A 21,560-nucleotide genomic window follows, 5' to 3' on the forward strand; every position below is an offset into this window, starting at 1 on the left:
TCCGCCGTCTCACACGGGGTCCCGCTCCACCGGACAGCTCATGCACCGGGGGCCGCCCCGGCCGCGGCCCAGCTCGCTGCCCGGGATCTCGATCACCTCGATGCCCTGTTTGCGCAGGTGCGTGTTGGTGGTGGAGTTCCGCTCGTAGGCGACGACGACGCCCGGTTCGACGGCGAGGACGTTGCAGCCGTCGTCCCACTGCTCGCGCTCGGCGGCGTGCACGTCCTGCGTGGCGGTCAGCACCCGGATCTCGCCGAGGCCGAGCGCGGCGGCGATCGCACGGTGCATGTGCTCCGGCGGATGGTCGGTGACCTTCAGCTCGCGTTCGCCGACGCCCGGTTCGATGGTGTACGAACGCAGCATGCCGAGGCCGGCGTACTGGGTGAAGGTGTCGCCGTCGACCATGGTCATCACCGTGTCGAGGTGCATGAAGGCGCGCCGCTTGGGCATGTCGAGCGCGACGATCGTGCGCGCGGAGCCGGCCGCGAACAGCTTGTGCGCCAGCATCTCCACGGCCTGCGGGGTGGTGCGCTCGCTCATCCCGATCAGCACGGCGCCGTTGCCGATCACCAGGACGTCGCCGCCCTCGATGGTGGAGGGGTAGTCCGCCTGCCCCCGGGACCACACGTGGAACGTCTCGTCACGGAACAGCGGGTGGTGGCGGTAGATCGCCTCGAAGTGGACGGTCTCCCGCTGCCGGGCCGGCCAGCGCATGGCGTTGATGGAGACGCCGTCGTATATCCACGCCGAGGTGTCCCGGGTGAACAGGTGGTTGGGCAGCGGGGGGAGCAGGAAGTCGTCCAGCTCCATGACGTGGAAGCGGACCGAGGTCGGTTCCGCGTGCTCCGCCAGGAACTCCCGCTTGGTCATGCCCCCGACCAGGGCCTCGGCCAGCTCGCCCGGGGTCATCCGGTCGAAGGCGGCGCGCAGGTGGTCGGTGGCGAGGGGGCCGTACTCCTTCTCGTCGAAGACCCGGTCCAGGACGAGCGCGCGGGCCTCGGGGAACGCCAGGGTCTCGGCGAGCAGGTCCCCGAAGAGGTGCACCTCGACCCCCCGGTCACGCAGTACGTCGGCGAAGCCGTCGTGCTCGGCGCGCGCCCGGCGCACCCAGAGCACGTCGTCGAAGAGCAGGGCGTCCTTGTTGCTGGGGGTGAGCCTTTTGAGCTCCAGATCCGGCCGGTGCAGGATGACGCGGCGCAGCCGCCCGGCCTCGGAGTCGACGTGGAATCCCATGCCTCCATCCTGACCACCGGAGCCCCGCTTCACCCTCCGCTCGGCGGTTTCCGCGCCCGCCGGTTTCCGCGCCTCATGCCGGCCGGCGACTGCCGGAAGCGGTCCGGAAGCGGACGGTGACTGTCGGCGGAAGCGGGGGCGGCGCTTTGCTGGGAGCGTGAACAGGTCAGACCGTTCCGGCCGGCGGGAGTACCGGGCCCCGCTCGTCCGCGCCGCGCAGGAACGCCTCCACCGCCGAGAGGTCGGTCCGCTCCAGTTCCCCGTCCCGGACGACGATCCGCAGCTCGGGGCAGACGGCCGGGTCCTGGCGCAGGCTCTCGGTGAAGGTCTCGACGATCAGCGACAGCAGCTGCGTGTGGTCGAGTTCGACGAGGCGGGACAGGCCGGCGCCGATCAGCGGTATCGCCACCGGTCTGAACAGGCCGTGCAGGGCGACCGACGGCCACAGGCGTTCCAGGCTCAGCCGCAGGTCGGCCGGGGCGGACCGGGCGCGCAGGTCGTTGCCCAGCCGGGAGTAGGCGAGGGCGAAGACCCGGCGTCTGCCGACCGGGACCGGCACGGCCGTGCCGATCGGGTAGCGGATGCGCCGGCCGCGCGGCTTCGCCCGGACGCTCTCGGTGGCCAGCGGGGCGACCTCCCTGAGCCCCCGGCGCAGGTGGTCGTCCAGCAGCCGGTGCCGGCCCTCGAAGAGACGGTCGACCAGTTGCCCCTGAACGCTCTCCCGGCTGATGACGACGTCGTCGGTGGAGGTGTCGAAGGTGTCGGAGAACCCCACGACGAGGTTGGCGTCCTCCTGGTCGAACAGGTCGCCGCGCACCACGACGACGTCCACACGCAACCCGCGCAGGGTGTGCCGCAGAAGCTCGTCGCCGTGCCGCTCGCGCAGCCGGGCGTTCAGCCGGGCGAGGGCGGCGGCGGCCTCCGGGTCGTCCGGGCGTTCCCGGGCGGTCTGTTCGGCCACCGGCAGGGCGAGGTCGTAGCGGCCCAGCGCGGTGTGGCCGGCGATCAGCTCCCGCAGCGCGGTCTCCCTGAGCTGGGTCAGCCGTCGGACCGGTGCGCGCGCGAACTCCTCGTCCCGCACCTCGGTCAGCGGCCGGCCGCGCCACAGCCGCAGGGCGTCGGTGAGCAGCCGGACGGCCGAGGCCGGTGCCGCCCGCAGCGCGTCGCCGACCAGGCGCGTGAACACGACACTGTCCAGCTCGTCGTCGGACAGGTCGAGCCGGTAGGTGCTCTCGGCGCCGCGCGCCGTCGGCAGCCGGCCGGTGCGCAGGATCCGGGCGCCGTGCCCCGGCCCGGCCCGGTCGAACGCGCGCCGCAGCTCCAGGATCCGCTTCTGCACCTCGTTGCGGTTGCGCAGGTCCTGGTGCGGCAGCTCCACGGTCGGCTGCCAGACGTCCAGGTACAGCCGGCGCGCGGTGACGGCCTCGCCGTCGGCGGCGACCAGCCGGAGCAGCAGCCGGGCGGTGAGCGGGGTGAGGCGTACTGCGGCGCCGTTCACGTCCAGCCGGACGGGGCCCAGAACGCTCACCCGTATGCACGGGGCACGGGTCTGCACGCGCCTCGCCCCCTCCGCCGCGTGACGTCCCGTCAACAGTGCCGTCAGCGTAGCAAGAGGACATGGAGGGAAGCATGCGATCGACCGGTCCCCACCCGTCGCCGCGGTCCGCGTGGCCGCGTCTCCTGCGGTCGTGGCGCGACCGGCGGGTGTTCGCGGGCAGTGTGCTGGCGGCCTTCGGCGGGGTGTCGGCCGTCGTGCAGTTCGCCGGCCAGCTCTTCCCGGGCGTCGTGTCCCGGCCCGGGCCGGTACTCGCCGGCTCCGTGACCCTGTGCCTGGCCTGGGGGCTGGCCCGGGCGCGTCCGCAGGCCGCCGTGCGGCAGGAGTTCGCCCGTCCCGGGATGACGGTGGTGGTCGAGGAGGGCGACCTCTTCGAGCAGCCCGGACAGCTCGTGGTGGGGTTCACCGACACCTTCGACACCGTCGTGGACGACGGTGTCGTCATCAACGACGGGAGTGTGCAGGGGCAGTTGCTCGCCCGTCGCTACGCGGGGGACGCCCGGCGGCTGGACGCGGAGCTGGCCACCGCGCTGGAGGGGGTGACCCCGGTGGCGTGGGAGAGCGCCCGGGACAAGCCGCGCGGCAAGCGAGCCCGGTATCCGGTCGGCACGGTCGCCGTCCTCGGCACCCGGCCCGACCTCGTCTTCGCCGTCGCCTACAGCCGGATGGGCAACGACTGTGTCGCCTCCTCCAAGGTCCAGGACCTGTGGCTGGGCCTGGACCGGCTGTGGGACGCCGTCCACCGGCACGGCCAGCTCGAACGCCTCACCATGCCGTTGACCGGCGCGGGCCTGGCCCGGCTGCACGACCTGGACGAGGACAGCCTCCTGCGGCTGATCCTGCTGTCCTTCGTCGTGCACTCGTGGGAGCGGCCGGTCTGCCGCGAGCTGCACGTGGTGGTCCGCCCCGGTGAGCTGGCGCGGATCGACCTGCCGGAGACCGGCGCGTTCCTGGCCGGCCTGGCGGCGGGCGCCCGGCGCCATGTCTGACGCCGGGCGGCCCCGCGCCCCGGTGGCGGGGCGTGAGCGGTACGGGCCCGTCCCCCGACTGTGGACGAACCACCGGGCCCGTACCGCGGCTCAGCGGGCCGGCGGTGCCGCCCGCCCGGTGCGGCCGTACGCCGACAGGTGGCGGTACGGCCAGGTCTGGAGCCAGTCGGAACGGGTGTCGTCAACCGTGCAGCCCGCCAGCTTCAGCCGCTCGGCGATCTTGCGCAGGGCGGTCTCCGTGCCGTCGAACCGGATGACGTTCCGGCCGGCGACGTCGGCGATCGGACGCAGCTCCCCGACCTCGACCATCAGGGTGCGTTCCGGGTAGGCCATCAGCACCATGCCCAGCTCGATGAGCACGTTGGGCCGGGGCTGACCGGTGGGTTCGGTCTCGAACGGCGGCTCGGTCCGGCCGCGCAGGTCCGGGTGGAGCTGGACGATGTCGTCCGGGGTGAGCAGCACGACGGCCGCCTGGGCCAGCTCGGGGGCGCCGGCGACGACCTCGCCGAGGAAGGGCGCCGTCTTGCCGGTGGCCTTGACCAGGTCCTCCCACTCCAGCGGGCGCAGATCGAGCAGGCGCAGCAGGTCGAACATCCTCAGCCGCACCTCCTCGTCCCGCCCGTGGACGACGAAGACGTTGCGGCGGCGGTCGGGGGCGGGGCCGTCCTGGTCCGGTCCGGCGGCACGGGCGGCCGGAGGAGCACCGTAGTGGTTCTGCGTACCCGAGTTGGTGGTGTTGTTGTCGCCGGTGACGAAGCTGTTGTTGTGCCCGAAGTCGTTCCGGCTCCCGTAGTCGCTGCTGTTGCCGCCCGTGGAGGTGTGCGTCATGCGGATCCCGCCCCCTGACCGCCGTTCGGGCCGCCGAAGCTCTGCGTGCCCGAGTTGGTGGTGTTGTTGTCGCCGTGCACGAAGCTGTTGTTGTGCCCGTAGTTGTTGAGGATGTTCGTCTGACGGGCCTCGTGCTCCGTCAGGTCCACGTTGTGCTCGTACAGGAAGTCACGGACGACGTGGAGGAACTGGCGCTCCACGATCTGCGTGTACTTGATGGTGTCGGTCTCCTGGAAGAAGACGTGGAAGTGGGGGCTGGTCGCCATCTCCCGGACGCTGGTGACCGCGCCGCGGTTGAGCAGGGCGTCGGCGTAGCGGCCGAGGCCGAACTCGCTGGTGTCGGCCGGCTGCGGCAACCGGATCTTCTCCTTGGCCCACGGCAGCCGCGGCAGCACTCGGGCACCCGCGGCCTTGGCGGCGGCCGACCGTACCGCGGAGTGGGGCGTGCCGCGCAGGGTGTGCCAGGCCAGCTTGAGCAACAGCCGCTCGTCCAGGGCGGCGGGGAGCCGGTCCACCAGCCGGAAGCTCGCCCGGACCGGCGCCAGCACGTACGAGTAGAACTCGGTGTGCAGGGTGTTCCCCTTGAGGTCGAAGCCCACGAACGCCGTGGTGACCAGTTCCTGGTCCCAGGAGCCCACCCGGACGCACAGATAGCCGCGTCCGGTGTCGTGCACGTCCTGCCAGTCGCCGTCGAGCTGCTCGGGGGTCGGCTCCGCCACGCCCCGGAGCGTCGTGACGGCCGTGGTGAAGACGCTCCGCTCGACGGCGAGGCCCTCGATCCGCTGCGTCGGACGGGCCTGGGCGCGCAGCCGGGCGGTCAGGCGGTCGGCGACGTAGGCGCTCAGCTCCTCGACGGTGAAGGGGACGACCTCCTTGCGCTTGGGCTCCTGGCCGGCCGTGCCGGGTGCCGCGGGCGGACCCGCGCCGGGACGGCCGTCGAACACCCCGAGCGGCGCGCCGATCAGCAGTTCCGCGTTGGACCAGCGGCGCACCTGGGTGCCCGCGCCGACGAACGGCTTGTAGCCGCCGTAGCGGATCACCGTGCCGTCCGAGGACTGTTCCCGCCTGATCTTGTCCACCAGCTCGGGCGTCAGCTCCGGGTGCTCGGGGTACGAACCGTCGAACCCCCGGCGTCCCCCGCCGGTCGGAGGGGCCAGCCGGCGCGTCAGGGTCTGGAGGGTGACGACCCGCCGCAGGAAGGCCGTGACCCACAGCAGCCACAGCACCGCCAGAAGCGCGGTCCACCCGCTCAGCGCGCCGGTGATCATGAGGACGGACGTGACGGCGGCGCCCGCGGCGAACACGGCCAGCCGGAGGCGCTGGAGCCGGCGCGCGGCCAGCGCGTGCGCGAGCACGGGCACCGCGTCGTAGCCGTACGACGGGGCCACCACCCGGTACCGGTGGGTCAGCAACTCGCGGATGACGCCCGCGCGGTAGACCGGGTCGAGGTAGGTGCCCGCGCACAGCAGCCGGGTGGCGTTGCTCGTGGCGTCCGCGGCCGGGCGGGCCGCGGACGGCCGGTCCGGTTCCGGCGACGGGGCGGGCACGGTGAGGAAGTCGCTCGCCATTGTCTTCTCGCTCCGCTCTGCTCAGCCGGTGGGGTTCATGGAGGCGTCGGTGATGACACCGTCGACCACGGTGTACCGGCCGCTGTACGACTTCTGCGTGCCGTCGGTCTGCCGGGCGAGGAGATCCACCCAGACCGTCTCGCCCTGGACGGACTCGATCGTGACGTCGTCCCGCTCGGTGGTGGCGAAGCCCGACACGAAGGAGGTGTAGGACGCGTCGAGGTTCTTGCCGCCCAGCTCCCAGGCGGTCTGGTAGTCGCGCTCGTTGATGGCCTCGAAGAAACGGGTCACCGTGCCGGCGGGGCTGTCGGCCGCCTCGGTGCTCTCGGTGCCGGCCGGACTGGAAGCGGTGTCCGTGGGGTCGGCGCCGTCGGTGGACGACCAGGTCGGCGTCTCGTACGCCGTGGAGGTGTCCGGTGCCGGCGTGTCCGGGGACGACGGGCCGGAACCGCCGGAGTAGCCGTCCGAGTAGCCTCCGGAGTAGCCGCTGCCGTAGACGGACGGCGTCCCTGGTCCGCCGCCGTCCTCCGAGCCCAGGTGGGACGCGATGCCCATGAGGAGGATCAACAGAAAGGGGACACCACCGATGAGCAGTGCGTACGTCCGCTCCCTGCCGCCGGCGGGTAAGAGGCTCGGCGGCTCGTAGGTGTGGTTCATGGGTCCTCGCAACTCCCGGCAGGCGGCCGGGATCTCGCTGTTCCGTCGGTATGACGACAGTCACTCTGCCCGACATCCGCCGGGCGGGCGCCGGATTCGCGCTTCCGATGCGCTTCCGATCCGCGACGCGCGGGGCGTGCGGCGGACAGGGGTTCAGATCGCGGTGCAGGGCACCGGCCACCGCCGGACGCGCGGGGGCAGGGTCACCGCCCAGTCGCCGCCCGTCAGGACCAGCCGCTCGGCCGCGAGCAGCTCCAGCGCCTCCCGCTCGGTGGGGTCCAGCTCCGCGACGGGCGTGGGCTCCAGCAGCCGGAGGAACGTGGCGTGCAGCGCGGGGTGGTCCAGGGTCAGGCGGACGGCCGTGCCCCGCTCCCTGCGGTCCAGGACCGTGACGAAGTCCGGTCCGCGCCGGTGGTAGAGGGTGCCGTGGGCGTGGCCCGCCCGCCAGGACGCCAGCATCCCCGGACCGGCGCGCAGTTCGGTGGGCGGAGGCAGGTGGCGCAGCAGGCGGGGGTCGTACGACGGTGTGCCCGTCGCCCGCCAGTCCACGCCGAGGCCCAGGCCCTGGCACTCGCGCAGGAACCGTACCGCCTCCGCCGTCGCACGGCCCGTGCCGCTCATGTCCAGGGGCTGGGCGACCTCGACCCGGCGCCCGGTGCGTCGGTGCGGCACGCGCCCGGGCAGCCCCTCCACCGCGTCCTCCCCGGCCGGCCCGTTCGTCCTGCCCTCCCCGGTCAGCCCGCTCATGCGGCCCCCTCGGGCAGCCGGACCGGCTCTCCCCGGGTCGGCAGGGAGACGTAGGTGGTGCCGTCGCGGAACAGCAGGGCCAGGGAGAACGCGTGGTCGACCCAGGCGTCCAGGGACCGGGCCGGCACGTCGTGGCCGTCGGCGGTGAGCAGGCGGTGCAGCGCGGGAACGGTCCGGCCCTCCTCCAGCCGGCGCAGGGCCGCGGCCCGCCAGCCGGTGAAGCGGTGGGTGGCGGGCGGGCGGCCGTGGCGGCGGTCGTGCACCAGCAGCTCCGCGCCGTCCTCCTCGCACAGCAGCCGGGAGTCCGCGTGCCCGGCCCGCCAGTCGGCCACCGCCTCCTTCAGCCGCCGCTCGACCGGGCCTGCGATGCCCGCCGGTTCGGTGTCGAACAGGTAGACCAGGTCGGCGAGTTCGTGCTCGGGAAGGTCGTAGACGTGCTGGTACATCGCGGCCGGGCGGCGCTCGCCGAAGCCGAGGCCGGGGTCGGTGAAGTGCGGGCTGAACCGTTCCAGCTGGATGCGGTGGGCGCCGCTCGGCGGCTGGAGGTGGACCAGCGCGGGCAGCTGGTCGATGACGGGTGTGTAGTCGTCCGCGGTCTCGCCGGGGAAGCCGTACAGCAGGTTCCAGGAGCAGGTCAGGGCGTGGTTCTCGCACTCGCGCAGGGTGCGGACGTTGCGGGCGCCGGTGACCCCCTTGTCCATGAGGTCCAGGACGCGGCTGCCCAGGCTCTCGATGCCGGGCTGGATGTGCACGGCGCCGGCATCGCCGAGCAGTGCGAGCTGCGCGGGGGTGAGGTTCGACTTGACCTCGTAGTGCAGCCGCAGGTCCCAGCCGCTCCCGGCCAAGCGCGGCAGGAAGTCGCGGAAGTAGGCCATGTCGATGATGTTGTCGACGGTGACCACGTCGAGGAGGCGGTGGCGGCGCACCAGCCGGTCGATCTCCGTCCACAGCCGCTCCCCCGGCTTGGCACGGAAGGCCATGGCCGTGCCGTTCAGCCCGCAGAAGGTGCAGTGGTGCTTCTCGCCCCACCAGCAGCCCCGGGCGCCCTCCACGACGAGCTTCGGATGGATGTGCTCCTGGACCGGGGAGGCGTCCAGCGCGGCCTGCCACTGGTCGTAGTCGGGCGAGGGTATGTCGGCCGGGGCCACGGTCCGCCGGGTCTCCGTGTTGGCCCGGGACACCGTGCCGTCCCACCAGCACAGTCCGGGGACGTCCGCCGGGGCGGTCCGGGCTTCCAGGTGGTCCAGGAGCGCGGGGAAGGCGTACTCGGCCTCGCCGCGGACGACGTGGTCGACGAAGGGGTGGTTGCGGTGCAGGGCGTGGCCCATCGGCCCGTCGCAGTTGCTGCCGCCGAGGACGACCGTCACCCCCGGGTGTCTTCGCTTGAGTGCGCGGGCGAGGGCGAGGGACGGCACGTTCTGCATGAAGGTGCTGGTGAACCCGACCACGTCCGGCCCGGCGGCAAGGATCTCGGCGGCGCAGGCGTCGATGAAGCCGGCCGCGTACGGGCGCATCGCGAGCGCGGTGCCGACGGGGACGTCCCGGTCGGCCGCGTACTCCTTCAGCCGGGCCTCGCCCCAGCCCGGGTCGTCGTACAGGACGCCGGAGAAGACCCAGTCGCCGAGGCCGTGGAAGATGGCGTCGCTGCCGACCTCGACGTAGTCGCCCGGGCGGAGCCGGCCGCCGGAGTTCTCCAGCAGGAACTCCGCCCAGCGCAGCGAGCCGTGGAACTCGCCGACCTCGTCGCCGGGGCGGGCCCGCCGCACGATCCGCTGGAGCAGGCCCAGTTGCAGCGAGGGCAGGTCGAGGGGGTGCCACGGCATCGTGACCAGGTGGACGCGCATGCTCAGCGGGTCGGCCGCTTCTCCAGGATCGCCGGCCGGCGGGTGGTGCTCCGCTGCTCCTCGCGGACCACGACCTTCTTGATCTCCACGCTCGTCACTCCCCTCGGGGCACGCCAACGCCCTTGCGCCGCACGGCTGTCCACCATATGGACAGGTGTGCGCGCGGCACAAGGGCGTCGTGTGACCGGCACACCGGGAAGGCGTGTGCCGGTGCCGTCAGGAGGTGTGCCCGGCGGTGCCTACAGCCGCGGGTCCACCGGCTCCGACTCCAGCGCCAGCACCCCGAACACCGCCTCGTGCACCCGCCACAGCGGCTCCCCGCCGGCGAGCCGGTCCAGGGCCTCCAGGCCGAGGGCGTACTCGCGCAGCGCCAGGGACCGCTTGTGGTTCAGGAACCGCTGCCGCAGCCGGGCCAGGTTCTCCGGACGGGTGTACTCGGGACCGTAGATGATCCGCAGGTACTCACGGCCCCGGCACTTGACGCCGGGCTGCACCAGCCGCCCCTCGGGGGTGCGGACCAGCGCCTCGACCGGCTTGACGACCATGCCCTCGCCGCCCCGGCCGGTCATCTCCAGCCACCAGTCGACGCCCGCGCGGACCGACTCCGGGTCGCCGGTGTCGACGTACAGCCGCCGGGTGGTCTGCAGCAGTCCGGTGCCGTCGTGCTCCACCAGCCGGTCGATCAGGGCCAGTTGCTCGTCGTGCGGGAGCGCGGCGAGGCTGCGGCCCTGGACGGCCAGGAGCTGGAAGGGGGCCAGCCGGACCCCGTCCAGGCCCTCGGTGGTCCAGCAGTAGCGGCGGTAGGCGGCGGTGAACGCCCGGGCGTCGGCGGCGCGTTCGCGCTGCCGGGTGAGCAGGGCGCCCACGTCGGCACCGCGCGCCGCCGCGGCCTCCAGAGCGGCGAGCGCGCCCGGGAACACCGCGCCGGACGCGGCGCCGACGGCCGCGTACTGCCCGCGCAGCAGCCCCGTGGCCTTCAGCGACCAGGGCATCAGCTCGGCGTCCAGCAGCAGCCAGTCGGTGTCCAGCTCGTCCCACAGGCCGGCGTCCCCGACCGCCGAGCGCAGCCGCCCGAGGATCTCCTCGGTCGCCTCCGCGTCGTCGAGGAACGGCCGCCCGGTACGGGTGTAGAGCGACCCCGTGGGGCCGTCCACACCGAACCGCTTGCGCGCGGTCTCCGCGTCCCGGCAGACCAGGGCCACCGCGCGGGAGCCCATGTGCTTCTCCTCGCACACCACCCGCGCGACCCCGTCCCGCGCGTACTGCGCGAAGGCCTCCTCGGGGTGCTCCAGGTAGCTGTCGACCCGCGAGGTGGCCGTCGGCGCCATGGTCGGCGGCAGGTACGGCAGCAGGCGCGGGTCGGTCGCGAAGCGGCTCATGACCTCGAGGGCCGCCGCGGCGTTCTCCTCGCGGACGGCCACCCTGCCCGCGTGCCGGGTCTCCACCGCCCGGCGGCCGTGCACGTCCGCCAGGTCCAGTGGCCGGCCGTCCTGTCCGCCGGGCGCCTCGGTGCGCAGGGGCCGCGCCGGCTCGTACCAGACCCGCTCGGCCGGTACGTCGACCAGTTCCCGCTCCGGCCAGCGCAGCGCGGTCAGCTTGCCGCCGAAGACGGCACCGGTGTCCAGGCAGATGGTGTTGTTGAGCCAGGTGGCCTCGGGCACGGGTGTGTGACCGTAGACCACCGCGGCCCGGCCCCGGTAGTCCTCCGCCCACGGGTAGCGCACCGGCAGCCCGAACTCGTCGGTCTCGCCGGTGGTCTCCCCGTACAGGGCGTGCGAGCGGACCCGGCCGGAGGTGCGGCCGTGGTACCTCTCCGGCAGGCCGGCGTGGCAGACCACGAGCCGGCCGCCGTCCAGGACGTAGTGGCTGACCAGTCCGTCGATGAACTCCCGTACCTCGGCCCGGAACTCCTCGCTCTCGCCCTCCATCTGCGCGATGGTCTCGGCGAGCCCGTGGGTGGGCTGGACCCGGCGGCCCCTGAGGTGGCGGCCGTACTTGTTCTCGTGGTTGCCGGGGACGCACAGGGCGTTGCCCGACTTCACCATGGACATCACCCGGCGCAGCACGCCGGGGCTGTCCGGACCGCGGTCGACCAGGTCGCCGACGAACACGGCGGTACGGCCCTCGGGGTGCGCCCCGTCCGCGTACCCCAGCTCGGCCAGCAGCGCCTCCAGTTCCGCGGAGCAGCCGTGGACGTCGCCGATGATGTCGAAGGGGCCGGTGAGGTGGGTCAGGTCGTTGTAGCGCCTCTCGGTGACGACGGTGGCGTTCTCCACCTCCTCCGTCCCGCGCAGGACGTGCACCTTGCGGAAGCCCTCGCGCTCCAGGTGGCGCAGCGAGCGGCGCAGTTCGCGGATGTGCCGCTGGATGACCCGGCGGGGCATGTCGGCGCGGTCGGTGCGGGCCGCGTTGCGTTCGGCGCACACCTCCTCCGGCACGTCCAGGACGATGGCGATGGGCAGCACGTCGTACCGCTTGGCCAGCTCGATCAGCTGACGCCGGCCGTCCTGCTGCACGCTGGTGGCGTCCACGACGGTGCGGCGGCCGGCGGCCAGCCGCTTGCCGGCGATGTAGTGCAGGACGTCGAAGGCGTCCCGGCTGGCGCTCTGGTCGTTCTCGTCGTCGGCGACCAGACCGCGGCAGAAGTCGGAGGAGATCACCTCGGTGGGCTTGAAGTGCCGCCGGGCGAACGTGGACTTGCCGGAGCCGGAGGCGCCGACGAGGACCACGAGGGAGAGGTCGGTGACGGGGAGTTCCCGTCCCGGCTCGCGGGTCGCGCTCATGCGGCCTTCGCCTCCTTCTCGGTGTCGTCACGGTGGAACACGGCCATCTGGGTGGGCGGGCCGACCTCGGCGTCGTCCGGGCCGACGGGGACGAACTCGACGTCGTAGCCGTGGCGTCCGGCCACGGTCGCCGCCCACGCGCGGAACTCCTCGCGGGTCCACTCGAAGCGGTGGTCGCCGTGCCGGGCGTGTCCGGCGGGCAGGCTCTCCCAGCGGACGTTGTACTCGACGTTCGGGGTGGTCACGACGACCGTGCGGGGACGCGCGTGCCCGAACACCGCGTACTCCAGGGCGGGCAGCCGGGGCAGGTCGAGGTGTTCGATCACCTCGCTGAGCACGGCGGCGTCGTACCCCTTGAGCCGGTTGTCGGTGTAGGCGAGGGAGCCCTGGACGAGCCGGACGCGGGCCGCCTGCCGCTCCCCCATCCGGTCGAGGCCGATCCGCCGCGCCGCGATGGTCAGGGCCCGTACGGACACGTCCACGCCGACGATCTCGGTGAACCGGGTGTCCTTGAGCAGTGCCCGCACCAACTGGCCCTCGCCGCAGCCGAGGTCGAGGACGCGTGCGGCACCGGATGCGTGCAGCGCGGTGAGGACCGCCGCCCGGCGCTGCTCGGCGAGCGGGGCCGGCTTCTCCTCCGCCTCGGTCTCCTCCGCGACGGCGTTGTCGATGTCCTCGACCTCGCTGTCGTCGGCCTCGGCCAGCCGCACCAGCTCCAGCCGCTCGCGTGCCTGCCGGGTCAGCGACCAGCGCCGGGACAGATAACGGTTGGTGATCAGCTGCTGCTCCGGGTGGCCGGCCAGCCAGCCCTCACCGGCGCGCAGCAGCTTGTCGACCTCGTCGGCGGAGACCCAGTAGTGCTTGGCGTCGTCCAGCACCGGCAGCAGGACGTACAGGTGGCGCAGCGCCTCCGCGAGGGTCAGCCGCTCCGACTCCAGCACCAGCCGGACGTACCGTGAGTCGCCCCATTCCGGGAACGCGGTGTCGAGCGGCACGGGATCGGCGGTGACCGTCCAGCCGAGCGGCTCGAAGAGCCGTCGTACGAGGCCGGCTCCGCCGCGGGCGGGCAGCGCCGGGACTTCGACGCGCAGCGGCAGCGGGGCCGCCGCCCGCCCGGGGCGGGCGTTGCACACACCGCGCAGGGCGCTGGAGAAGACGGTGCTCAGCGCGACGGCGAGGAGCGAGGAGGCCGCGTAGGGGCGGTCGTTGACGTACTGCGCGAGGGCCGCGTCGGGGGCGCCGCCGCGGCCCTTGCCCCTGCCCCGGCGCAGCAGTGCGCTCGTGTCGGTCTCCAGCAGCAGGGCGGCCGTGCAGCGTTCGGCGTCCGCCTCGGGGTAGAAGACGTGCGCCGTGCCGTACGACGTGGAGAACGCCTGCGCCTTGTCGGGGTGCTTGTGCAGCAGGTACCCGAGGTCGGTGGCCGGGTTCCCGGCCGTGCCGGTGGTGGAGATCGTCAGGAACATGCTGCCGAGTCTCCCCGGCCGGAACCTGGCTGACCACAGGTTTTCCGCTCGGCCGGGCCCGCCCCGCTCAGGACTCGTCGTCGACGATCTTGCGCGCCTTCGCCATGGCCCGCCGGTCGTCGGCGAGCCGTGCGTCCAGCGCCTTCTTGTTCTCGCTGATGGCGGTCTTCTGCGCGCGGCTCTCGAGGGCGTGCACGGCCTGGATGAAGCCGGTGTCGAGCTTGCACCGGGCGTCCGCGGCGGCGGTCTTCTTCTCCTTCTCCGACGGCTTGTCACCGCGGAACCAGTCGGAGTCGGTGGACGCCTGGTCCGGGTCGGAGTAGCGGAAGCCCTTGTCCTTCATGCAGCTGGACCACTCGCGCTCGGCCTTCTTCCAGGCGGGGTCCTTCCGCGCCTGCTTGTGCGCCTGGTACCAGTACTGCGCGGGGAGCGAGTAGTAGCCGCTGAGCCGCACGCCGCCGATCTTCGTCGGCTTGGGTTCGGGGCCGTAGATCTTCCGGACGGCCTCGCCCATGCATCCCTTCGCGGGGATGGGGTGGCCGTGCGCCCGGTGGCTGTCACCGGACTCGAACGTGCCGGTGAGGGCCGCGTACTGGTCGGCGGGCCACTCCATGGGCTGGTCGGCGGACTCGTCCCGCACCACGTTGTGGTAGCCGTGCTCGGCGGCCAGGCCGGGGTCGTCCACGCCGTACGGGCTGTCGTCCCCGACCTTGCCGCCGCCCACGAAGGTGCCCTGCCGGACCGGGTAGGTCGACTCGACGGTCCTGATGTCGAGCGTCTTGAAGCCGGTGAACCCGAGCCGGACCATGCACCGCTTGGCGAGGATCCACTGTGCCGTGCCGACGGCCTTGCCGTCGCGGGACGTCGCGTCCGGTACGTAGGCGTTCAGCGGGAACGACTTCATGGTGTTGAGGCGGTGGGCCTCGTCGCCGGGGTCGTCGTCGCCGACGAACTGGCACGCCGACACGGCGAGCAGGCCGGTGAGGGCGAGGGGGAGGATTTTACGCACGCGGTCATATGACCAGGCAGAGATCATGTGCGCTGTGACGGAAGCCACAGTTCCGGCACATGGTGTTCACAGAAGGCCCATGTGATCTCCGTTATGGCCGCCCCGCCCCGGCGTCTGATGGAGTGACCCCTCGTCAACTGACCACTGACTGAAGGGGGAACCATGACCAACGGCCAGGGAACCCGGGTACGCCTGAGAGCCGCCGTCGCCGTGGCGGCCGGTGCCGTCCTCGGGGCGGGCGTCCTCGCGACCGCTCCCGCCCAAGCGGCCACGGCTCCGGCCGCGGCCTCCGCCCAGCGCTCCGCCGCCGCGGCACCGCAGGTGTCGGCGCAGGGCGCGTACGCCATGAACCCGGCGACCGGCAGGCAGCTCTTCGGCAAGGCGCCGGACGGGCGGCTGCGGACCGGCTCCACGACGAAGATCATGACGGCGCTCGTGGTGCTGTCACAGCGGAACGTGGACCTCGGGAAGAAGGTGAAGATCAAGAAGGAGTACACCGACTACGTCATCGACCCGGTGACGCACGTCCAGCGCTACTCGAGCGCCAGTCTGATCCTCGGCGACTCGATGACGACGGGCGACCTGCTGTACGGCCTGCTGCTCCCCTCGGGCTGCGACGCGGCCTACGCGCTCGCGGACACCTACGGCACGGGCTCGACGACCGCCCTGCGGACCAAGTCGTTCATCGGCAAGATGAACGCCAAGGCGCGGGAGCTGGGCCTGAAGAACACCCACTTCGACTCCTTCGACGGGGTGTCCAACGGGAAGAACTACTCCTCGCCGCGCGACCTGGCCAGGCTGGCGGGGGCCGCGCTGAAGAACAAGACGTTCAAGAAGGTGGTCGGCACCAAGGTCTACGACGACATGCGGTCGTACCGGCCCGGCGGCGGAACGCACGCCATGAAGCCGTGGAACAACTCGAACAAGCTGCTCAGCTCCTACCGCGGCGCGTTCGGTGTGAAGACCGGCTCCGGTCCGGAGGCGAAGTTCTGCCTGGTGTTCGCGGCCACCCGTGGTGCGAGGACGGTCGTGGGCACGATCCTCGCGGACACGTCGGCGGACCAGCGTTTCAAGGACGCGGCGAAGATCCTGGACTACGGCTTCACCCAGCGGGGCTGAGCCGGCCCGGGGGGATCCACGGGTCCCCCCGGTATCCGCGTCGGGCCGGTCCGCCGGGCCGCGCGGGCAACCCTTCCGCCTCGAGGGCCCTCTCATCTTGTGGACGGACCAGGCAGGACCGTGAGGGGAGGACCCACCGTGCCCTTGACCGACCGGAGGGCCGGGTGGCGGGCGTGGGCGCCGGCGGCGCTGGGACTGCTCGCGCTGCTCATGGTGTCCTGCGACACCGGCGCGCGGCGGCCGCCGTCCGCCGCGCGCCCGACCGCACCGGCCCGGACGGCCGCCTACGACGCCGGCTGGGCCACCGGCAGGGAGATCCACGAGTCCGGCGGCAAGGGCGCGGCGGTCCGGGAAGTGGTGTGGGGCGGCTGTGTGCGCCGCTCCCTCACGGCCCGCCCGCGCAAGGTCGTGGAACGGGACCGCGGTGCCTGGGTGCTCGGCTGCCGGCACGGGGTGTCCGGCGCGCCGCACCGGCGTCCCGCGCGCGCCCTGACCCACCGTGAGACGGACCCAGGTCTGCTGGCCGGCTTCCGTTCCTGGGCCGCGCACCACGGGGCGAGGGCCGCGGCGGCGGGGGCGGGCCGGGTCGTCCTGGTCCACCTCGGCGACCACGACTACGACGTTGAACTCACCGCTTCCCACGACCGCGCGGCGGACGCGGCGGACCTGGCCGACGCGTTCACCGAGTGGTGGGACGGCGACGACGGGGACGCCGGCGTCGCCTGGAACCTGCTCGTCCTCACCCGGGACGGCGAGCGTCTGCTGACCCGGGATCTGTGACCGGCCCGCCCGGCTCCGGCCGGCGCTCGGAGATCGCCCCGGCGAGTGTCCCGAGGGCCACGGCGGCGAGGCCGAGACCGGCGACGCCCGTGCCGGCCCGGAAGTAGCCGGGACCGCTGGGACGGGTGCTGCCGTCGGCCAGGACACAGTCGAAGCGGAGCGGCATCCAGGAGGCCCGCCGGCCGACGAGCACCCCGGGCGCGAAGCCGTCCCGGCACTCCTGGGCCGGTGCGGAGTCCGCGCCGAGGAGGACGCGTGCGCGGGGAACGCGACCGATCCCGCGCCCAGGAGACAGAGGACGACCGCGGCCCCGCCCGCCGTCCACGCCGGCCGGCGCACGAGGTCCGGGCGCCAGTCCGGGCGCCGGCCGGGAAGAGCAGGAAGCCGAAGAGGATGCCGAGCGCGGAGTCGTCGTCCGTCGGCTGATCCCGTCAGCGGCGCCCGTCCCGGACGGTGACGGTCACAGGCTCGTCACACACCGGGCCCGTGGGCCGGGACCGGACACGGGGGCGGTCCCGAGGCGGGGTCGGGTCGCCTCGTGGCTACGACAGCTGGGATCCGACCTGGCTGGAGATCAGCTCCAGGTGGTCCAGATCGCCGAGGTCCAGCACCTGGAGGTAGATCCGCCGGGAACCGATCTCGGCGTACCGGCCGATCTTGTCGACGACCTCCGCCGGGGAACCGGCCAGCCCGTTGGCCTTCAGCTCGTCCACCTCACGGCCGATCGCGGCGGCGCGGCGGGCCACCTCCTGGTCGTTCCTGCCGACGCAGACGACGAGCGCGTTGGAGTACGTCAGGTCGTCCGCGTCGCGGCCCGCCTCCACCGCCGCGGCCCGCACCCGGCCGAACTGCCGCTCGCTGTCCTCGACCGAGGCGAACGGGATGTTGAACTCGTCGGCGTACCGGGCGGCGAGCCGCGGGGTCCGGGTCGCGCCGTGGCCGCCGATCAGCACGGGGATCTTCTTCTGGGCGGGCTTGGGCAGCGCCGGCGAGTCGGTGAGGTCGTAGAACGCGCCGTGGAAGTCGAAGGTCTTGCCGGCCTCGGTCGCCCACAGCCCGGTGACGATCGCGAGCTGCTCCTCCAGCCGCGCGAACTTCTCCTTCGGGAAGGGAATGCCGTACGCCTTGTGCTCCTCCTCGAACCAGCCCGCGCCGAGGCCGAGTTCGACCCGGCCGCCGGACATCTGGTCGACCTGGGCGACCTGGATGGCGAGGACGCCGGGCAGACGGAACGTGCCGGCGGTCATCAGTGTGCCGAGACGGATGCGCTTGGTCTCGCGGGCGAGGCCGGCCAGGGTGATCCAGGCGTCGGTCGGGCCGGGCAGGCCGTCCACGCTGCCCATGCGGAGGTAGTGGTCGGAGCGGAAGAAGGCGTCGAAGCCCAGGTCCTCGGTGGCCTTGGCCACGGTGAGCAGGGTGTCGTAGGTGGCCCCCTGCTGGGGCTCGGTGAAGATTCGAAGGTCCATACATCTATCCTGCACGGCGCCGCCCGCGTCAACCGCGCCGGTACCGTCCGGCACGGCGGTCCCCGGTCGGGTGAAATTCCTCCACCCCGCGCGCGGGCTCCGCCGCGGGCCGGTGACCGGTCCCGGTGGTGATCGTTGGGCCGTCGGAGCCGGACCGTCCGGCGCCCGCGCCGGACCGTGGCTTCCGTCGCGCGTCACCGCGCCGGCCCCGGCGGGCCGGGGGCCGAGGAGGCCGTCATGTCGGAAGAGTCCGTTCCCCAGCCGGAGGGCCCCGCCGGCCGGCCGAAGGGGTTGCTGGAGCAGATGGAGGAGCTGATGGCGGCACTGAACGCGGACCTGTCGGCCCTGGCGGACCTTCAGGCCGGGGCGCCGGCGCCGGGTGCGGCCGACGAGGCGCGATGAGACGGGCGGCTCGGCGACGCGCGCGGTGACCCCTCGCCGCCGCCGGTCAGACGCCCGACGGGCTGTCCTGGATGTCGCCCGGCAGCACCTCCTCCCGGGCCGCCAGCTTGCGCAGCATCTCCAGGACGCGGTCGCGGGACTCGTCGGCGGCGTCGATCGCCTCCATGCACTGCCAGTACGTCGTCTCGTCGGCCGCGGCGCTGGCCATGCCGACCAGGGCCATGCCGACCTCGCCGAGCAGGCCGCCGAGGCAGAGCAGGGTCTCGCGGGCGTCGTCCAGCCGGGTGAGCTGGGCCGCGCGCAGATCGCCTGGGTCGAGTTCGGGCGGGTCCAGGACTCCGCAGCCCCGGCCCGCCAGCTCCGTCAGGCCCAGTGCCTCGCCGCGCAGTTCCGGCGGGCCGGAGACCGCGAGGCGGCTCCCGATCGCCTGCGCCAGGGCCTGTGCCTGCCAGACCTCCGCCATCATCTCCGCCGCGTCGGCGCCGCCCGCCAGGGCCCGCCTGCTCGTGAGAATGAGCCGTACCGCATCCATAGGGTGCCCCCGTCCCTCCGCCGCGTCACCTCACACGGCCACCTGCACTCCCTTGTTCACTACCCAGCGTGAGGGTCCGTAGGGCGAAAAGCCAGAGGTAGACCGAAATCTGTGGACAACAATTCGGATTCGACCGGCGATTCGACTCCGCAGAGTAATAACGGAGTTCAGTCCTCCGGTTGTTGGCCCCGGCCTCGGCCCCGACCCTGTTCCCGGTCCAGGCCGCCGTCCCCGGCACCGGGAAGCGGGAACCGGACTTCGTTGCGGTCGATCTTCGCGGCCAGCGCGGCGAGCGGATCGACGCCGAGGACCTCGCAGAGCTGGAGCAGATAGGCCAGGACGTCGGCGACCTCGTCCCTGACGCGGTGCGCCGTCCCGGGGTCGTCCATCACCCGGGCGGACTCCTCGGGCGTCAGCCACTGGAAGATCTCGACCAGTTCGGAGGCCTCCACCGAGAGGGCGGCGACGAGATTCTTGGGCGTGTGGTAGGGCTGCCAGTTCCGCGCGGCGGCGAACTCGGCCAGTCGGCGCTGGAGTCGGGCCAGGCCGGGATCGGGGTGTTCGGTCACGGGTTCAGGTGTACCACCGTGACACCTGGGGTCCCCGTGACCCATGACGCGTCGTTCACCGCGGCCACACAGCGGATGTGCCCCCGCTCCCCCATCCGCGCGGCCGTCCGCAGCAACTCCCGGCGCTGCCCCGGATCGAGGCCGCGGTCGAAACCGTCGGCGAGGACGGTGAGGGTCCGCAGCGCGTCGGGCACCTCGCCGGGGGTGTCCACGTCGAGCACGCCGGGCCCGGTCAGCAGCACCAGCGTGAGCGCGAGGTAGCGCAGTTCGCCGTCGCCCAGCCGGGCGAGTTCGCTGCGGAAACCGTCGCCGCGGTCGAGCAGCGCCCGTACCGTGCCGTCGGCCAGCGGCTCGGCGACCAGGTCGGCCACCCGCCCGGCGCAGCCCGCGCGCAGCGCCTCGACCAGCAGGCCGTGCCGCCGGCCGCACTCCGCGCGCGTGCGCCACAGTACGTCGGCGAGGTTGCCGCAGCCGCGCAGCAGCCGGCCCGAGCCGGTGGGGACGGGGGCGCGCATCCGTCCGGGGCGCGGGTCGCAGGGGAAGACGGAACGCAGGGCGACGACCATCTGCTCGGCCGCGGCGAGCACATGGCGCTGGCCGTCCGTCTTGCCGGCCACGCGCAGCGGCAGCAGGGCGGTGCCCAGGCGGTCGTCGGGGAGCGGGGCGCGGGTGACCGGGGCGGAGCCGGCGGTGTGCCAGGCGGCCTGGACGGTGCGGCGTCCGGGGTCGCGCAGGGCGGTCTCCAGCAGGACGACCCCGCGCGCGCTCAGCCGCTCCCCCACGATCCGCGGGTACGGTTCGGCCTGCACGGCGAGGTCGAGCCGGACCGGGCCCTCGGCGCCGTCGGCGGTGCAGCCGATCCGGAATCCCCGCCGGCCCCCGGCGTCGGGGCGGGCCCTTTCCGGCACGCAGGCGACGGGGTCCGGGAACGCCTCGGCGAGCGGGGCGCCGCCCCCGAGCCGGGCCAGCGCCTCGTACGCGGCGAGCGCGGTGGTCTTGCCGGTCCCGCTGGGCCCCGCGAACACGGTGACCGGGCCGAGCGGGAACCCGGCCCGCCGGTGTCCGGCGAAGGCCGACAGCCGCAGTTCGGTGATCCGGGACCGGATGTCCGGGGACGGACGGGAGTGCGCGGGGACCGCGGCGGCGGACGCGTCGGCCGCCGGCGGCTCAGCGGACACGGAGGGCACGGCCATATGCGGACCGTAGGGCTCCGCCCGTACGCCGAACCGTTTCACTGCCGGGACGTTCCTACGAACGGGGGACCCGGCGCAAACGGGCATCCCGTGCGGACCACACCACCGCCGCGGCCATCGCCTGCGCCCACGGCCCTCGATCCGGGCGGCGGCACCGCCGACGCCGCCCTCCTGCCGCGCCACGACGGCCTGTCCGACGAGCAGGCCGGCCGTGGCGGCAAGCGGCTCGGCGGTCTGGATCCGGGCCGGTGCGCCCCGGCGCCCACCGCCGGGCTCCCGCGACCCCGTCGGCCCCGGCAGGGCGTCGTACGGCGTGGGCCGGGGGCGGTGGGGGCTCAGCCGCCTGAGATCGCCGCGCCCTCCATGAGTCCGCTGACCTCCGTCCCGGGCGGGGTGAGGAGGAAGACGTTGCGGTCCACGCGGTGCATGCCGCTGCCCAGGCCGAAGACGACGCCCGTGCTGAAGTCGAGGACGCGCTTGGCGACGTCGCCCTCCGCCCCGGACAGGTCGAGCAGCACCGGCGCCCCGGCCATCAGGGTCTCGGCGACTTCCCGGGCGTCCGCGAAGACGTTGACGCGCAGGACCACGAACCGGCGCCGCGTCTCGGTCTCGGCGTCGGGCAGCGAGCGGTGGTCCACCGCGGACGGCCAGGCGTCCCGGCCCCGCAGCGGCACGACCTGGGCGAGCCCTTCCCACTGTTCATCGGTGACGTCGTAACGGCTCACCGGCTCCCCCTGACCTGACTCGCACTCATTGCCTGCACCAGCCAATTCTTACGCCAAGTCACCCGTTCGGCCCAACAACGACACGGTGCGCGACCGGG

The 21,560-nt window shown here is 73.3% G+C and carries 19 protein-coding genes; 4 read left to right on the plus strand and 15 right to left on the minus strand.

What is annotated here, in order from left to right:
* Nucleotides 1-9: 9 nt before the first annotated feature.
* Entirely contained in the window at nucleotides 10-1,233 is a 1,224-nt protein-coding gene (locus tag AB0946_RS20415; protein WP_366762026.1) for an arginine deiminase, read from the minus strand.
* A 166-nt stretch (nucleotides 1,234-1,399) separates the two neighbouring features.
* Nucleotides 1,400-2,761: a macro domain-containing protein gene (locus AB0946_RS20420; protein ID WP_366762027.1), complete on the minus strand. Its 1,362-nt coding sequence runs from the start codon at nucleotides 2,759-2,761 to the stop codon at nucleotides 1,400-1,402.
* Nucleotides 2,762-2,862: 101 nt separating this feature from the next.
* On the opposite strand from AB0946_RS20420, the gene AB0946_RS20425 reads away from it, so the two are divergent.
* Nucleotides 2,863-3,777, plus strand: coding sequence for a macro domain-containing protein (locus AB0946_RS20425; protein ID WP_366762028.1), 915 nt, complete (start codon nucleotides 2,863-2,865; stop codon nucleotides 3,775-3,777).
* A 90-nt stretch (nucleotides 3,778-3,867) separates the two neighbouring features.
* On the opposite strand, the gene AB0946_RS20430 is transcribed toward AB0946_RS20425, so the two are convergent.
* The 8 genes from AB0946_RS20430 to AB0946_RS20465 all read right to left on the minus strand — a co-directional run bounded on the left by AB0946_RS20430 (nucleotide 3,868) and on the right by AB0946_RS20465 (nucleotide 14,676).
* Nucleotides 3,868-4,605, minus strand: a complete 738-nt coding sequence (locus AB0946_RS20430; RefSeq protein WP_366762029.1) for a nucleotide-binding protein — start codon at nucleotides 4,603-4,605, stop codon at nucleotides 3,868-3,870.
* Nucleotides 4,602-6,173, minus strand: a complete 1,572-nt coding sequence (locus AB0946_RS20435) for a hypothetical protein (RefSeq protein WP_366762030.1) — start codon at nucleotides 6,171-6,173, stop codon at nucleotides 4,602-4,604. Before AB0946_RS20435 ends, AB0946_RS20430 begins: the two co-directional genes overlap by 4 nt.
* A gap of 21 nt (nucleotides 6,174-6,194) precedes the next feature.
* Nucleotides 6,195-6,830 (minus strand): hypothetical protein, encoded by a 636-nt coding sequence (locus tag AB0946_RS20440; protein WP_366762031.1) that lies wholly within the window; start codon nucleotides 6,828-6,830, stop codon nucleotides 6,195-6,197.
* A 153-nt stretch (nucleotides 6,831-6,983) separates the two neighbouring features.
* Entirely contained in the window at nucleotides 6,984-7,577 is a 594-nt protein-coding gene (locus AB0946_RS20445; RefSeq protein ID WP_366762032.1) for a DUF5825 family protein, read from the minus strand.
* Nucleotides 7,574-9,421, minus strand: a complete 1,848-nt coding sequence (locus tag AB0946_RS20450) for a RiPP maturation radical SAM C-methyltransferase (RefSeq protein WP_366762033.1) — start codon at nucleotides 9,419-9,421, stop codon at nucleotides 7,574-7,576. The genes AB0946_RS20445 and AB0946_RS20450 overlap by 4 nt, the downstream gene beginning before the upstream one ends.
* Before the next feature lie 239 nt (nucleotides 9,422-9,660).
* Nucleotides 9,661-12,204, minus strand: coding sequence for a polynucleotide kinase-phosphatase (locus AB0946_RS20455; RefSeq protein WP_366762034.1), 2,544 nt, complete (start codon nucleotides 12,202-12,204; stop codon nucleotides 9,661-9,663).
* Complete coding sequence (locus AB0946_RS20460; protein ID WP_366762035.1) at nucleotides 12,201-13,667, minus strand: 3' terminal RNA ribose 2'-O-methyltransferase Hen1; 1,467 nt, start codon at nucleotides 13,665-13,667, stop codon at nucleotides 12,201-12,203. Before AB0946_RS20460 ends, AB0946_RS20455 begins: the two co-directional genes overlap by 4 nt.
* Before the next feature lie 67 nt (nucleotides 13,668-13,734).
* The gene (locus tag AB0946_RS20465) at nucleotides 13,735-14,676 is read right to left on the minus strand and encodes a hypothetical protein (RefSeq protein WP_366762036.1); all 942 of its coding nucleotides are present in this window, start codon (nucleotides 14,674-14,676) and stop codon (nucleotides 13,735-13,737) included.
* Nucleotides 14,677-14,838: 162 nt separating this feature from the next.
* Between AB0946_RS20465 and AB0946_RS20470 the strand changes: the two genes are divergently transcribed.
* Entirely contained in the window at nucleotides 14,839-15,795 is a 957-nt protein-coding gene (locus AB0946_RS20470; RefSeq protein WP_366762037.1) for a D-alanyl-D-alanine carboxypeptidase, read from the plus strand.
* A gap of 138 nt (nucleotides 15,796-15,933) precedes the next feature.
* Nucleotides 15,934-16,575 carry a hypothetical protein gene (locus AB0946_RS20475; protein ID WP_366762038.1) on the plus strand — a complete coding sequence of 214 codons (642 nt, stop codon included), beginning with the start codon at nucleotides 15,934-15,936 and terminating at the stop codon, nucleotides 16,573-16,575.
* Between the two features lie 542 nt (nucleotides 16,576-17,117).
* On the opposite strand, the gene AB0946_RS20480 is transcribed toward AB0946_RS20475, so the two are convergent.
* Nucleotides 17,118-18,041: an LLM class F420-dependent oxidoreductase gene (locus AB0946_RS20480; RefSeq protein WP_366762039.1), complete on the minus strand. Its 924-nt coding sequence runs from the start codon at nucleotides 18,039-18,041 to the stop codon at nucleotides 17,118-17,120.
* Between the two features lie 237 nt (nucleotides 18,042-18,278).
* Between AB0946_RS20480 and AB0946_RS20485 the strand changes: the two genes are divergently transcribed.
* Nucleotides 18,279-18,443 carry a hypothetical protein gene (locus AB0946_RS20485; RefSeq protein ID WP_366762040.1) on the plus strand — a complete coding sequence of 55 codons (165 nt, stop codon included), beginning with the start codon at nucleotides 18,279-18,281 and terminating at the stop codon, nucleotides 18,441-18,443.
* Nucleotides 18,444-18,489: 46 nt separating this feature from the next.
* Here the strand turns inward: AB0946_RS20485 and AB0946_RS20490 are convergent, their stop codons facing one another.
* From AB0946_RS20490 to AB0946_RS20505, 4 genes are all read right to left on the minus strand, one after another.
* Nucleotides 18,490-18,975 (minus strand): DUF6099 family protein, encoded by a 486-nt coding sequence (locus AB0946_RS20490; RefSeq protein WP_366762041.1) that lies wholly within the window; start codon nucleotides 18,973-18,975, stop codon nucleotides 18,490-18,492.
* Between the two features lie 167 nt (nucleotides 18,976-19,142).
* Nucleotides 19,143-19,589 (minus strand): nucleotide pyrophosphohydrolase, encoded by a 447-nt coding sequence (locus AB0946_RS20495; protein WP_366762042.1) that lies wholly within the window; start codon nucleotides 19,587-19,589, stop codon nucleotides 19,143-19,145.
* Nucleotides 19,541-20,737 (minus strand): ATP-binding protein, encoded by a 1,197-nt coding sequence (locus AB0946_RS20500; RefSeq protein ID WP_366762043.1) that lies wholly within the window; start codon nucleotides 20,735-20,737, stop codon nucleotides 19,541-19,543. Before AB0946_RS20500 ends, AB0946_RS20495 begins: the two co-directional genes overlap by 49 nt.
* A gap of 335 nt (nucleotides 20,738-21,072) precedes the next feature.
* Nucleotides 21,073-21,462, minus strand: a complete 390-nt coding sequence (locus AB0946_RS20505; protein WP_132783268.1) for a cell division protein SepF — start codon at nucleotides 21,460-21,462, stop codon at nucleotides 21,073-21,075.
* Between the last annotated feature and the right edge of the window lie 98 nt (nucleotides 21,463-21,560).

It is taken from the genome of Streptomyces sp. NPDC046870, assembly GCF_040704595.1.
GTDB lineage: Bacteria > Actinomycetota > Actinomycetes > Streptomycetales > Streptomycetaceae > Streptomyces > Streptomyces argyrophylli.